At 71.3% G+C, this 13,591-nt stretch carries 12 protein-coding genes; 9 read left to right on the plus strand and 3 right to left on the minus strand.

Going from position 1 to position 13,591, the window contains the following annotated elements; translation table 11 throughout:
- Window positions 1-335: riboflavin kinase (locus G6W55_RS28955; protein WP_303049947.1), on the plus strand; the 335-nt coding region annotated here is incomplete at its 5' end.
- A gap of 85 nt (window positions 336-420) precedes the next feature.
- On the opposite strand, the gene G6W55_RS28960 is transcribed toward G6W55_RS28955, so the two are convergent.
- The 3 genes from G6W55_RS28960 to eccE all read right to left on the minus strand — a co-directional run bounded on the left by G6W55_RS28960 (window position 421) and on the right by eccE (window position 6,071).
- Entirely contained in the window at window positions 421-3,672 is a 3,252-nt protein-coding gene (locus G6W55_RS28960) for an SCO5717 family growth-regulating ATPase (RefSeq protein WP_175523731.1), read from the minus strand.
- Between the two features lie 315 nt (window positions 3,673-3,987).
- Window positions 3,988-4,755 carry a hypothetical protein gene (locus G6W55_RS28965; protein WP_175523732.1) on the minus strand — a complete coding sequence of 256 codons (768 nt, stop codon included), beginning with the start codon at window positions 4,753-4,755 and terminating at the stop codon, window positions 3,988-3,990.
- Window positions 4,752-6,071, minus strand: coding sequence for a type VII secretion protein EccE (gene eccE / locus G6W55_RS28970; RefSeq protein WP_175523733.1), 1,320 nt, complete (start codon window positions 6,069-6,071; stop codon window positions 4,752-4,754). Before eccE ends, G6W55_RS28965 begins: the two co-directional genes overlap by 4 nt.
- Window positions 6,072-6,265: 194 nt before the next feature.
- Here eccE and eccB point away from each other — a divergent pair, with 194 nt between their 5' ends.
- The 8 genes from eccB to G6W55_RS29010 all read left to right on the plus strand — a co-directional run bounded on the left by eccB (window position 6,266) and on the right by G6W55_RS29010 (window position 13,584).
- Window positions 6,266-7,792 carry a type VII secretion protein EccB gene (gene eccB / locus G6W55_RS28975; RefSeq protein ID WP_175523734.1) on the plus strand — a complete coding sequence of 509 codons (1,527 nt, stop codon included), beginning with the start codon at window positions 6,266-6,268 and terminating at the stop codon, window positions 7,790-7,792.
- A 14-nt stretch (window positions 7,793-7,806) separates the two neighbouring features.
- Window positions 7,807-9,069: a type VII secretion-associated serine protease mycosin gene (gene mycP, locus G6W55_RS28980; RefSeq protein WP_175523735.1), complete on the plus strand. Its 1,263-nt coding sequence runs from the start codon at window positions 7,807-7,809 to the stop codon at window positions 9,067-9,069.
- Between the two features lie 274 nt (window positions 9,070-9,343).
- Entirely contained in the window at window positions 9,344-9,748 is a 405-nt protein-coding gene (locus G6W55_RS28985; protein ID WP_030797085.1) for a WXG100 family type VII secretion target, read from the plus strand.
- Between the two features lie 39 nt (window positions 9,749-9,787).
- Entirely contained in the window at window positions 9,788-10,102 is a 315-nt protein-coding gene (locus G6W55_RS28990) for a WXG100 family type VII secretion target (RefSeq protein ID WP_175523736.1), read from the plus strand.
- Window positions 10,103-10,209: 107 nt separating this feature from the next.
- Window positions 10,210-11,847 carry an RNase A-like domain-containing protein gene (locus G6W55_RS39470; protein WP_175523737.1) on the plus strand — a complete coding sequence of 546 codons (1,638 nt, stop codon included), beginning with the start codon at window positions 10,210-10,212 and terminating at the stop codon, window positions 11,845-11,847.
- Window positions 11,848-11,864: 17 nt separating this feature from the next.
- Entirely contained in the window at window positions 11,865-12,434 is a 570-nt protein-coding gene (locus tag G6W55_RS29000; RefSeq protein ID WP_175523738.1) for a hypothetical protein, read from the plus strand.
- Window positions 12,435-12,448: 14 nt separating this feature from the next.
- A complete protein-coding gene (locus G6W55_RS29005; RefSeq protein ID WP_175523739.1) occupies window positions 12,449-13,012 on the plus strand; it encodes a hypothetical protein in 564 nt (187 codons plus the stop codon).
- A gap of 8 nt (window positions 13,013-13,020) precedes the next feature.
- Window positions 13,021-13,584 (plus strand): hypothetical protein, encoded by a 564-nt coding sequence (locus G6W55_RS29010; protein ID WP_175523740.1) that lies wholly within the window; start codon window positions 13,021-13,023, stop codon window positions 13,582-13,584.
- The last annotated feature ends 7 nt before the right edge of the window (window positions 13,585-13,591 follow it).

The raw sequence follows: 13,591 nt of genomic DNA on the forward strand, positions 1-13,591 counted from the left end.
GGGAGCTGGGCTTCCCCACCGCCAACGTCGAGACCCTGCCGCACACCGCGATCCCGGCCGACGGCGTGTACGCCGGCTGGCTGCACGCGGGCGGCGAGGCGATGCCGGCCGCGATCTCGGTCGGCACGAACCCGCAGTTCGACGGCACCGAGCGCACGGTCGAGGCGTACGCCATCGACCGCGTCGGCCTCGATCTCTACGGGCTCCATGTCGCCGTGGACTTCCTCGCCTTCGTGCGCGGCCAGGCGAAGTTCGACTCCCTCGACGGGCTGCTGGACCAGATGGCGGTGGATGTGCAGCGCTGCCGGGAGCTGGTGGCGGAGGCGTCGGCGTAGCGGGCGCGGCGTTCAGCGAAGGGGGCGGCCGGTGTCTTCGGACACCGGCCGCCCCCTTTTCTTGTCTTGCTGGGTTCGCGTGCTGTTACTGCTGGCGTGGCGGGGGCGGGGGAGGCGTCTGGGCCTGTCCGTCCTGCTGCTGCGGGGGCTGCGGCTGCTGCGGGGCCTGGGCCTGGGGCGCCTGCGGTGCCTGGGGGTAGCCGTAGCCCGGCGGGGGCTGGGGCGGCTGGGGGTAGGGCTGGCCGGGGCCGGGCTGCGGCGGGTACGGCTGCTGGGCCTGCGGGGCGTACGGCTGACCCGGCTGCGGCTGGCCGTGCGGGGGCTGCGGCGCGGGGGGCGGCTGCTGGGCGTAGGGCTGGGGCGGGTACGGCTGTCCCGGGTGCGCCGCGGGGGCGTGGGGCTGGGGCTGAGCCGGGGGCTGGGCCTGGGCGTGGGCCTGGGGCGGGTAGGGCTGGCCGGGGGCGGGCGGCTGACCCGGCGTCGGGCCGCCGCCGTACTGCTGCTGGCCAGGGATCTGCTGGCCGGGGAACGGCTGTGCCGGGTACTGCTGGCCCGGGTACTGCTGCTGGCCCGGCATCGGCGGGGCGGCCACCGGGGGCGGGTTGCCGTCGTTCGTCCACAGGCCGTGCATCTGCTGGTGGCGGACGAAGTCCTCGGCGACCAGCGACGCGAGGTGGAAGTACGCCTCCCGCACCTTCGGCCGCATCATGTCGAGGTCGACCTCGGCACCGGCGGCCAGATGCTCGTCGAACGGCACGACCACGACACCCCGGCAGCGCGTCTCGAAGTGGCTGACGATGTCGTCGACCTTGATCATCTTGCCGGTCTCGCGCACTCCCGAGATGACGGTGAGGGAACGGGAGACCAGTTCCGCGTACCCGTGCGCGGACAGCCAGTCCAGCGTCGTACTGGCGCTGCTCGCGCCGTCCACCGACGGGGTCGAGATGATGATGAGCTGGTCGGCCAGGTCGAGCACCCCGCGCATGGCGCTGTAGAGCAGACCCGTGCCGGAGTCGGTGAGGATGATCGGGTACTGCTTGCCGAGCACGTCTATCGCGCGCCGGTAGTCCTCGTCGTTGAACGTCGTGGACACGGCCGGGTCGACGTCGTTGGCGATGATCTCCAGACCGGAGGACGCCTGCGAGGTGAACCGGCGGATGTCCATGTAGGAGTTGAGGTACGGGATCGCCTGGACGAGGTCCCGGATCGTCGCGCCGGTCTCGCGCCGCACGCGTCGGCCGAGCGTGCCGGCGTCCGGGTTGGCGTCGATCGCGAGGATCTTGTCCTGGCGTTCGGTGGCGAGGGTGGAGCCGAGGGCGGTGGTCGTGGTCGTCTTGCCCACGCCGCCCTTGAGGCTGATGACCGCGATGCGGTAGCAGGACAGCACCGGCGTGCGGATCAGCTCCAACTTGCGCTGCCGCTCGGCCTCTTCCTTCTTTCCGCCGATCTTGAAGCGGGAGGAGCCTCCGGTCGGGCGGCTGCTCTTCGCCTTCTGGCGCTTGTCGTTGAGCAGACGGTCCGAGGACAGCTCCACGGCCGCGGTGTAACCGAGCGGCGCGGCACCGGGGTTGACCGGCTGCCGCTGGTCGTGCTGGATCGGCTGCGGCCAGGAGGCCCCGATCCGGGGATCGACGGGGTGGGGCTGAGGGGCCTGGTGGGCTTGGGGAGCCTGAGGCGTCTGGGGTGCGTCCTGGGGGGCGGGCGCGGGTGCCGGGGCGGCGGCGTGCGGAGGCTGCGGGCCGGCGGGGGCCGGGCGCTGTCCGTCGGCCTGCTGGGGGAACTGGGGGTACGGCTGGGGGGCTTGGGGGGTCTGGGCCTGGGGCTGGGGCGGCTGGGCTGCCTGCGGGGCCTGGGGGGACTGCGGGTTGGGCTGGGCGGCCGGGGCGTGCGGGAAGCCGTAGCCCGCTTGGGCGTTGGGCGCGGGCGGCTGCGGGGTGTGCGGTGCGTGCGGGTTGGGCTGGGCGGCGGCCGGGTCGGTCTGCGGGAAGCCGTAGCCGCCGGGAGCCGCCGGGGGCGTGGGCTCGGGGACGCCGACGGGCTGCGGGAAGCCGTAACCGGCCTGGGCGTTGGGGGCCGAGGGGTGCGGGAAGCCGTAACCCGCCTGGGCGTTGGGTGCGGGCGGTTGCGGGGCCTGGGGGGACTGCGGGTTCGGCTGGGCGGCGGCAGGGGCCGTCTGCGGGAAGCCGTAACCGCCCGGAGCCGCCGGAGGCGTGGGTGTCGGGGTGCCGACGGGCTGGGGGAAGCCGTAACCGGGCTGCTGCGGGACGGGCGGTGCCGGTGCGGGCGGTGCAGGGGCGTCCGCCTGTTGGGGCCCGGGCTGCGGCTGGGGCTGTGCGGGCCATTCGGCGGCCGGGGCGGGGGCCGCGGGCTGGTACGACGGCGGCAGCGGCGGCAGTTCGCCCTGTGCGGGCGGCGGGGGAGTCCAGGCGGGCGGCGCGGGGTCCTCGGCCACGTCGGTCTGCGGGGCGTCGTCCGCAGGGGCGGACGTCTCCTCCTCCGCTGATACCTCCGCCGATGCCTCGGCCGGCTCCTCCGCCCGTTCCTCCGACGGCACTTCGGCGGACGGCTCGTCCGGCGTCTCCGCGCCCTCGACGACGTCGGTGTCCTCGGCGTCGTCGGACACGGTGTCCTCGGAGACGTCCGCCGCCTCGGCCTCCGTCTCGTCCTCCGCCTGCGCGGGAACGGCGTTCTCGTCGGCCGCGGCCTCGCCGGTGTCACCCGGCTCCTCGGCCGAGTCCGCCGAAGTCGCCGAGTCCGTGTCCGGGGCGGCCTCGGGCTCCGCCCGCTCCGCGATCTGCCGCTTCAGGGCCACCGCGGAGATACGCATGGTCGCGCCGCTCTCCAGGTCGCCGTTCCCGGCACCGCTCTCCTCGGCGACAGGCTGGGGCTGCTGGGGTTCGAATCCGGCGCCCGCAGGAATCCCCGGCGCGGGCTGCGCCGGAACCTGGGCCACGGGCGGAGCGTACGGCGCCGCGGGCGCCACGTCAGCCGCAGGAGCAGGAGCAGGAGCAGGAACCGGAGTCGGCGGAACAGGCGCAGGCGGCGTCAGCCCCGGCACCGGCTCACCGACCGGCGCCGGAAAACCCCCCGGAGGCGTCCCCGTCACACCCTGCGGCGCAGGAGCGGGCGCAGGCGCAGGCGCCGGAACAGGCGCGGCCGCACCACCACCGGTACCCGTACCCGCGCCCCCACCCCCGCCCGCGTTCTGCGTGTACCAGGCCGGCGGTGCGTAGTCGATGGTGAACTCGCCCGTCGTCTCGATGGCGGACTCCGCGTCGGGCTGGTCATCGCCGGGCGTGGCCCAGCCCCCGCGCGTCCCGTCCCGATCGCTGCTCACAGTTCCTCCTGGTGTGGTCGAGCACCTTCATGCCGTGCCGGTCGACCAGTTCTCGTCTTCTCGTCGTACGCAGGGGCTTCGAGGCCGTTCGTCGGAGGTCGTCCGAGGTGGCCGGCCCTCCCCGAGGACGCCGGCACCCGCCCCACGGGTTTCCGGTGCCGCGCCCCGCACCAGCCTAATCATCAGATGCCCCGCCCCGGCAGGCCCGCCCACCCCTCGGCACAGGTCCGTCACGCGGACCCGCCGCCCCAGGAAACGGTCATAGTCACCGAAGTGCCGCGTACCGCACGACGACTGAGGGAAACCGGATCCGTCTCAGTCCATTCGCCGGGGCGTGCCCAGCAGACCGATCTCCGCGTCCGTCGGCTGGGTCATCACATACTGCCGGTCGCGGTCGGCGCACCACAGGGTCAGACCGTCGGCGAGCGTGGGCAGCGCCGTCACGTCGGCCGCGGGCAGGGTCAGCGCGCGGCCCAGCTCCGTGGCCTCGTCCGGCGAGATCCGCTGGACGCCGACCAGCCGGGCCTGCCGCAGCAGCCGCGGGGCGACCGGGCTGAGATACGGCAGCAGCGTCAGCACCGCCTGCCACGGTCCAGAGGCGACGCGCCCGCGCGGGGGCCGCATGCCGCAGTCCCGCACGACGAGCACGGGTGTGCCCGCCGAGGCGCCCTGCGGGGGGACGCGTCCGACCTCGTACACCGCGAGGCCGTTCTGCCCGCCGCCCATGGCGTGCACCATCTGCACCCACGCCTGCGGCCGTCCGGTCTCCACGGCGACCCGGGCGCCGGTCGCCGCCGCTCTGAGCGCGAGGACCTGGGCCGTCCACAGACCGCCGATGAGGACGACGTCGTACGGCGTGGGCCGGTTGAGGCCCAGGACGGCGGGCCGGTTCTCGGCGTCCACGCCGATGACGACGCCGTCGTCCCCGATGGGCAGGGCCAGCGAGGCGAGTTGCTCGACGGTCACCGAGTGGCGGCCGTGCCGGGGGCCGAGGAGACCGAAGCCGCTGCGCGGCGAACGCTCCCCGCGCCGCCCCGTGGTGGGCTCGGGAGCGCCGGCCGCCCGTGTCGTCGTAGCCGTCACCGAACACCTCCGAGGGGCAGAGTGGCCAGGATGCCGGGCACCTGTTCCCGGTCGAGCCGGGCGAGGCCCGCGCCGGTGTGCCGGGCCGCGCCCTGCACCGCGCGCCGGGCCGCCACGAGTTCGTCGTCGCTGCGGCCCGTCACGCGCACGTGCCCGCTCAGGGAGACCTCCTGGCGCTCCCCGCGCGCGAGGGTGACGCTGAAGGTGGTGGCGAGCGCGGGCACCGCGGTGACCAGGGCGATGAACTGGGGCAGCGAAGGCCCGTTGCCGCCGCCCAGGGCCGGCCAGCGGCGCAGCCAGTACGTGGTGTGCCGGCGGTTGTCGCAGCGCCAGCTCCGGCCGGACTCCTCGGTCCGCCGCTCCAGTGTGCCGGTGCGCCCCGCCTCCGCCGTGACCAGCGGGTTGGCGCAGGCCGAGGTGGCGACGGCGGCCGTGAGCTGCTCCTCGTCGAGGACGGTCGCCCGGAACCCGGCGCCGGTGAGCCGGCTCGCGAGATGGTCGGCGGCCCGCACCACGCACTTCTGCGCGCCGAGGAGACCGCCGCCGCGCACCGCCACGGCCTCCGGGCACAGCTCCGGATCGAGCTTCAGCGCGATCCAGGTGATGCGCACGGCCGGGGCGCCGGTCTGCTCCTGGAGCGGCGCGTAGTTGGAGACGGCGACGGACTGCGGGGGCAGGTGCAGCGCGGGCGCCGGCTGGGTGTGCAGCACGATCTGGGCGGACTCCAGGCGGATGCCGTCCACGTCGAGCGCGTCGTGCACCAGGGCGAGCGGCAGCGGCTGGCGGTCCCGCTCGGCACGCAGCGCGGTCGCGTCGGCCTCGATCTGGAGGACGGCCGTCACGAACGTGCCGTCCCCGACGATGCCGACGGGGCGCCGGTCACGGCCGTTGTAGGTGTAGGTGCGCAGGCTGGGGTCGCACTCCAGGGCCGGTCCGAAGCCCGGTTCGGTGCCGGCCGGTATCTCCAGCTTCTCCGCGAGGCGCCGCCGGGCCTTCAACCCGCGCGCGGTGGCCAGCCATTCGGGCAGCGAGCGGCCCCGGCGGCGGGCCACCGACACCACGACGAGCACGACGGCGACGGAGGCCGCCACCGCCATCCCCACCGGGCCGATCGCCCAGCCGACCAGCAGGACCGCGGCCGCGATCTCCCACAGGACGAGGCGTTGCAGCCGGAATGCCCCACCCTGCCCCGAACGCGCCTTGAGCTGAAGCGTCCCCGATCCCGGTGCGCGCCGCGCCGCGGACGGCCGCGGGGCCGGGGAGCCCTGTGTCCGCGCCCGGCCGCCGGAGCGTTCGCGCGTTCCCGAAGCCCTCACTCCATCCCCCCGTATCGCTCACGACTCGCCCGCATTTCAGCACCGCACAGGGCACTTGACGGCCCGGGAACCCTACCCGCTCGCCGAGCCACGGCGGATACCAGGCATAGTAGGGGGCCGCTCTGACATCGGGGGCGCGGGACCGTGACCCCGCGGATGGGGCCAGGACGGACAACGGGGAGAGACACAGACAGATGGCATCCCGGCGCGATCAGCTCAATGCCTACACCTTCGCGAAGCGCCGTATGCTCGCGGCCTTCCTCCAGTCGTCGCCCGACGGCTCCGAGGAGGGGGCGCCGCGGCCGCTGCGCGCGATTCTGCCCGGCGTCATCATCGGCGTCGTCGTCATGGCCGTCTTCGGGGCGTGGGGCATGTTCAAGCCGACCGCGCCGAAGGGCTGGGACCAGCCCAACGCCAAGGTGATCATCGCCAGCAAGTCGACCACCCGGTACGTGATCCTGAAGACCGACGGCGAGGTCCAGCTCCACCCGGTCCTCAACATGGCGTCCGCGAAGCTCCTGTTGGAGGCGGGCGGCGGTGACGTCGTCACGGTCGCCGAGTCGGTCCTCGACAACGGGAAGATCCCGCACGGCGTCACCATCGGCATCCCGTACGCCCCCGACCGGCTGCCCTCCGCGGAGGAGGCCGGCAAGGCCAAGCGCTGGGCGGTCTGCGAGCGTCCGAGCGCGGGCGGCGGCGACTCCGTCCAGAAGGCCGCGCTCGTGCTCTCCGGCGACGAGATGAAGGCGACCGACGGCAAGGGACGCCTCGGCGACGGCGAGTTGCTGTACGTCGCCGACCCGGACGGCGACCAGTTCGTCGTGGACGCGACGGGCCGGGCGTACCCGATCGACAAGAGCGACGAACTGCTGCTGCGGGCCGTCGTCGGCTCCAACCGGCAGCCGCAGCGGGTCTCCGCGGAGTGGCTGGCCACCCTGCACCAGGGCGACGCGGTCGCCTTCCCGGAGATCGAGGGCCGCCCCGGTGAACCGGCGGGCGCGCCGGGCCAGTTGGACGACGCGACCGACAAGGTCGGCACCGTCCTCAAGGCGTTCGACAACAACGCCGAGCAGTACTACGTGGTGCTGCCCGGCCGGGTCGCCCCCGTCTCCGCCTTCATCGCCCAACTCCTGCTCTTCAGCGAGGAGTTGGCACCGCTCGGCCAGGCCGGTCACGCCGCCGAGGTGAGCCCCGGCGCGATCGTGCCGGGCAAGCCCTTCGGCACCGACCACCGCTGGCCGACCGGCGACCCCACGCCCGTCAACGACCCGTCGCCCGCCGCCGGAAGCCGCAGCACCGTCTGCAACGTCCTGCGCGACGTCGACGGCGACTCGGGCGCGACCACCCTGAGCACCTGGGCGGGCACCGACTTCCCCGAGAAGCTTCCCGCCGGCTCCTCCAGCGCCTACGTCACCCCCGGATCCGGCCAGCTCTACCGCCAGTTCCAGGGCAAGGCGACCAAAGCGGGCCCGGTCTTCCTGGTCACCGACACCGGCCTGCGGTACGTCCTCCAGTCCAACGGCGACAGCGCGACCGACGACGCGGGCATCGGCATGACCGCCGAACAGCGCGCGCAGCAGCAGCGCGAGGCCCAGCAGGCGCAGACCCTGCTCGGCTACAAGGACGTCGACCCGGCACCGGTCCCGGCCGCCTGGTCGGAGTTCCTGCCCACGGGCCCCCGCCTGTCGACCGCGGCGGCCCGCCAGCCGCAGGGTTCGTGAGGGGGAGGACGACGATGCCGCGTACGACTTTGCTGCGTCCGGTGCTGACGGCCGCGGCCGTGGCGCTTCTGGCCACGGCCCCGCTCCTCGCGCCGCCCCCGCCCGCGGCCGCCGCTGACAAGCTGCCGTACTCGGACCAGTGCCAGTTCCCCAACGGCCTCTACCCGGGCCGCCCCTGGTCCCTCCAGCGGGTGCTGCTGGACGAACTGTGGAGCCGCTCCAAGGGCGCCGGCGTCCGGGTGGCCGTCATCGACACCGGCGTGGACGTGGAGAACCCGCAGCTCACTGCGGCGGTCGACGCCAAGAGCGGCCGCAACCTGCTGCCCAAGGGCCTCAAGGACGAGGACGGCGACCCGATCGAGCGGGGCAAGGAGAACGGCACCACGGACACCGTCGGCCACGGCACGAAGGTCGCCGGCATCATCGCCGCCCGCCCGGCCGCCGGCACCGGCTTCGTGGGCCTCGCCCCCGAGGCGACGATCATCCCGATCCAGCAGAACGACGCGGAGGGCCACGGCACCACCGACACCCTCGCCGAGGCGATCCGCTACGCCGTCCGGGCCAAGGCCGGCGTCATCAACATCTCCCAGGACACCTCGAACGCCGTGAAGCCCTCCGACGACCTGGAGAAGGCGATCGACGAGGCCCTCGCCCAGAAGATCGTCGTCGTGGCGTCGGCAGGCAACGACGGCCTGGACGGCAACGTGAAGGAGACCTACCCGGCCTCCTACGACGGCGTCCTCGCCGTCGCCGCCTCCGACCGCAACAACGAACGCGCCGCCTTCTCCCAGTCCGGCGACTTCGTCGGCGTCGCCGCCCCCGGCGTCGACATGATCTCCACGGTCCCCTCGGGCGGCCACTGCTCCGACAACGGGACGAGCTTCTCCGCGCCGTACGTCGCGGGCGTCGCCGCCCTGCTCAAGGCGCGGCACCCCGACTGGACGGCCCGCCAGATCGTCGCCCAGATCGAACAGACCGCCGAGCGCACCATCGCCGGCCACGACCGCCTGGTCGGCTGGGGCGTGGTCGACCCGGTCCGCGCCCTGACGGAGGACGACCGCCCCATCGAGTCCCCCGATCCCCAGAACGGCCTCTCCCGCGCCGAGGCCCCCACCGCGGCCAAGTTCCAGACCGGCGAAACCCCCGACGAACGCAACACCCGCCTCGCCACGTACGTGGCGGTGGCAGCGGCAGTCCTGGTCGCCGGCACGAGCGGCACGGCGGTGGCCATCAGGGACGCGCGGAGACGGGCTCGGAGGGTGGCGGGGGTCGACTAGGGCCTCTCTTTCGGATCTTGCCGGGGGGCGCGGGGTCTGGCACGCGCTCCCCCAGAGGGGGGACCCCCAGCGGCGTTGCCGTCGGTTGTCAACTCCCCCACGCTCGGCTTCGCTCGCGCGGGGGGACCCCCATCGCGTTGCCGCCCTCCTCCGCCTTGCAGCTACACGCACCAGACCCCGCTCGGGTCCGCCGAGACGCACCGTCACTCGGAGCCGGCCAGATCCGAAAGAAAGACCCTAGACCGAAGAACACAACGGGGGAAAGGACAGCACATTGACACACCCAGGAGCAGGCACCCGGCCGAACCTGAAGGTGTCGAGCGAGAACCTCACCAAACTCGCCGACGACCTCGACGGCATGCAGAGCCACCTGGACAAACAGGTCCGCCGCATGGACGCGCTGGTCGACCGGATCGAGGCCGGCTGGAGCGGCCCGGCCGCATCCGCGTACCGGGACTTCCACCGCGCCGCCGCCGAGGACGCCGTACGCATCCGCGAGGTGATGAAACTCCTGGAGGAGGCGGTACGGCTCAGCCGCGACGGCTTCTCCCAGGACGACCTGGACGTGCTGGCGCAGATGCGCCGGATCGAGGTGGACGTCGACAGCGAGGTCGACCGGTTGTCGACCCCGAACACCGAGGCCCCGACGGCCCCGCGGAGCAGCCTCGACGACCTGTAGCCCGTCCAGCACCGAAGTCGCCGACGAACAGGGGGAAACATGTCGACCGGCAACGAACCCGACGAATACATATCCGTGTCCTTCACGACTCTGCACGAACTGGCCGCAGACCTGGAGGACATCCTCAAGCAGCTCAACGCCAAGCTGGACGGCCTCTACGACCGGGTCGTGCCCGTCGTGCTGTCCTGGCAGGGCGAGACCCGTGAAGTCTTCGTGGACAAACTCGACGAGTGGGACCGCTCCGCGCAGGACCTGGAGGCCGCCCAGAAGTGGCTCCACGAGTACGTGACCACGGGCCACACCAACTACGCCGCCGCGCACCTCGCGGTGCTGCGCGGCTGGGGCGGCGCCTGATGGGGGAGAAGCTGCCCTCGGACGAGGAGCGCGCCAAGGAGACCGCGGCCGCCCGCACCCGCTCGCCCAAGACGAGCGGCGGCGGCTTCGACGTACAGCCCCAGCACGTGTACTACACCGCGCTCGTCGTACGGGACGGGCAGTTCGACTACGACAAGGGCGCCCGGTCCCTGGTCGACGTCCTGAACGAGTACAGCCAGTCGGCGGGAACCGGCTGGGGCGCGGACCAGTTCTCCGAGGCGTACCGGACGGTCAACGAGAAGTTCCTGGAACTGTGGGCGAAGAGCGTCGTCAGCGTGGGCGGCGTCGCGGTCGGTCTGACGGACACGACGAACAAGTACGTCCAGGCGGACTGGCAGGCCCGCCGTATGTACGGCCCGCCCCCTGTCGACAGGCAGCCGCCCGCCGTCATCGAGAACCTGCCCAAGTACGGTCCGGTCAACGACGTCAAGTGGGTCGGCACGGGTGAGGACGCGGACTCCTGGGCCATCTCGGGAGTCCTCGGTGAGATCCCCGACTTCCTCGCGGACGTCATCCGCCCGGCGATCGAACACGGCCTCAGGCTCGGCAAGATGCACGAGATCACGCCGGGTGCCCGGGACGAGGAACTGAAGACCATGGCCGGCGGCTGGGAAGCGGCCGAGAAGGCGGCGAAGGCCGCCTCGGACAACTTCAACGGCGCCATCAAGTTCATCACCAACAACAAGGGCAACGACGAGTGGCAGGGCGCGATGAAGGCGTTCTGCCAGACCATCTGGGGCACCACGGAATGGGGCCGGACCTACGACCCGCAGGGCAACCGCGTCTCCATGGGCCGCAGTTGGAAGACGAACCGCAATGTCGTCCCCGCGAAACAGCGCCCCGTCATCGAGATCCTCCGCAACACGGCCACCACCCTCAAGGACACGCTCAACCATCTGGCCGACGTGCGCAACAAGACCGCGGACACGACGACCCAGCTCGCCATCGACGCCACGAAGGCGACGGTCAAGGACCTGACGACCGGCCTCGACCTCTTCGAACTGACCCGGCTCGGGGCGACCATGGCGTTCGGCGAGATCGTCCTCACCTTCCGCTCACACATGGACAAGGGCGCCGCCGACAGGGCCGTCGAGGCGTACCACCAGGCCTTCAGCGAGGCCGCCACCAAGGTGAAGGGACTCGTCCCGGAACTGGACGAGGCGATCCTCAGCGTCCCCACCTTCCGCGCGGAGGCGGCCCGCGCCGCGGGCTACGGCGCGCGCACCCTGAACGACTTCAAGAAGGAACATAGCTGGCAACGCCCGGAAAGCCAGGTCCCCTACAAATACAGCCTCGACCTCGCGACCGAGGAGGAACTGTACGGCGGACACAGCATCGACAAGCATGTCGGTCTGACGGATGAGCAGTTGACGCAGCGGTTGCGGGACCAGGCAAGTGGGTCGACCGGGCCGGACATCCCGGCGGCTTCGACCTTCACTGATCTTGAATCGGCGCAGGAGTACACACAATACTCGATTCGCAGCAATGCGCAGGAAATCGATGAATGGCTTAAAGGTCCTCCACCGATCGGCGATAAGGAAAACTTTGACGTGGCCGCAGTTCCTGGTGGAAACTTGACAGCCCCGGTTGTCACTGGGCGCACGGCGCCCGTCGTGAACGGTCATCCGACTCCACCTGTCGATGCTTATGGTGTTTCGACGGTGCTGAAGTATGTGCCGGATCTGGATCCGCCGTTCATCGTCCTTACCTCCATGCCGAAATGATGAGTGAGGTGACAGGTATGCGCGAACTCGACGAGCGGTCGTGGGCCGAGGCGATCGGCATGTATGAGCGCAGGCACACGATCGCCAAGGTGACGGCGAGGAAGCACGCCGACTGGGCGCTCGACGTATACACCTTGATGCGCGGTGACACGCCGGATGTGCGCGGTTGGCGCGTCAACGACCCTTACGTGGAAGAGCCCGAGAGGCGCGACGATCCTTTCCACCCCTTCACGGTGCTGCCGTCCAACCACGCTAAGGCGGACGAATTCAGGCTTCGTTTGTTCGAGATTCCGCGCGCTTCCGCGAAACGACTCCTCGTAGCTCTCTCGACGCCATGGATCGACGTGGAGCGGGTGCCGGACTTCGAGGAGAGCAGGGCCCGGCTGGAGGAGAAGGCCGACACTGTCCTGTCCCGCTTTCCGGAGAGTTCCCGTTTCTATGCCAACACCGGACGGAAGAGCGCGGATCTCGACTACTACAAGCGCATCACCAGTTGTACGGAGGTGTCCGTCTACACCTGGGACCCGGGTCTCGTCCTCGTCTCCGAAACCGAGGTCGGGATGGTCTGGTCGTTCATCGCGTGGTGAGAGGGGAGAAGGCGATGACGGAACTTGACGAGCGGTCGTGGGCCAAGGCGATCGGGATGTACGAGAGGCGTGCAACCGTCGCCAAGGTGACGAGCAGGGAGCACGAGAACTGGCTCCTCGATGTGGCCACCTTGATGCGCGGTGACACGCGTGACGTCCGGGGTTGGCGCACCGTGGACATCTGGGACGGGGAACTCGACAGGATCGATGAGCCGTCCTACCCGTTCGCCATCCCTCCGGAGGCCCTCGCGACGCCGGATGCCTGGAAGCCGTACCTGCACGAGATCCCGCGTTCCCAGGCCCTACGGTTCCTCGTAGCCCTCGCCACCCCTTGGATCGACGTCACCATGGAACCTGATTTCGAGGAGCGCCGGGAGGCCCTCGAAGCTGACGCCGGCGTCATTTTGTCGCGCTTCCCCGAAGGTTCGCACTTCTACGCGAACACGGGGCGAGACAGCGCTACCCGTGATTACTACGAGCGGGTTTCCGGCTGGTACCCCTTCTCCACGCGCACCTACGACTTCGGCTTGGTGCTCGTGTCGCAGACGGAGGTCGGAATGGTCTGGTCGTTCCGCTGATGAGAACGATGACGGAACTCGACGAGCGTTCGTGGGCCGAGGCGATGGAGATGTACGAGAAGCGGGTGACCATCGCCAAGGTGACGGGCAGGGAGCACGAGAACTGGTTGCTCGACGTGGCCACCCTGATACACGGTGAGACGCGCGACGTCCGGGGCTGGCGCACCGTGGACAGGTGGGAGGGGGAACTCGACAGGATCGACGAGCCGTCCTACCCCTTCGCCATCCCTCCGGAGGCCCTCGCGGCGCCGGATGCCTGGAAACCGTATCTCTATGAGATTCCGCGTTCTCAGGCTCTGCGGTTCCTCGTGGCCCTTGCCACGCCCTGGATCGATGTCACGAAGGAACCGGATTTCGAGGAGCGCAGGGAGGCCCTGGAGGCTGATGCCGGTGTCATCCTGTCGCGTTTCCCCGAGGGTTCGCACTTCTATGCAAACACCGGGCGAAGCAGCGCCACTTGCGACTACTACCAGCGGGTCTCCGAATGGCAGCCCTTTTCCACGCGCACCTTCGACTTCGGGTTGGTGCTCGTTTCGGAGACGGAGGTCGGAATGGTCTGGTCGTTCCGCTGATGGTGAC

Source organism: Streptomyces sp. CAI-85 (assembly GCF_013363615.1).
GTDB lineage: Bacteria > Actinomycetota > Actinomycetes > Streptomycetales > Streptomycetaceae > Streptomyces > Streptomyces antibioticus_B.

What these genes read in the sequence shown, in the direction of transcription:
- eccB (WP_175523734.1), top strand. Translation starts at nt 6,266, where the DNA reads ATGGCATCCCGGCGCGATCAGCTCAATGCCTACACCTTCGCGAAGCGC.
- mycP (WP_175523735.1), top strand. Translation starts at nt 7,807, where the DNA reads ATGCCGCGTACGACTTTGCTGCGTCCGGTGCTGACGGCCGCGGCCGTG.
- G6W55_RS28990 (WP_175523736.1), top strand. Translation starts at nt 9,788, where the DNA reads ATGTCGACCGGCAACGAACCCGACGAATACATATCCGTGTCCTTCACG.
- G6W55_RS29000 (WP_175523738.1), top strand. Translation starts at nt 11,865, where the DNA reads ATGCGCGAACTCGACGAGCGGTCGTGGGCCGAGGCGATCGGCATGTAT.
- G6W55_RS29005 (WP_175523739.1), top strand. Translation starts at nt 12,449, where the DNA reads ATGACGGAACTTGACGAGCGGTCGTGGGCCAAGGCGATCGGGATGTAC.
- G6W55_RS29010 (WP_175523740.1), top strand. Translation starts at nt 13,021, where the DNA reads ATGACGGAACTCGACGAGCGTTCGTGGGCCGAGGCGATGGAGATGTAC.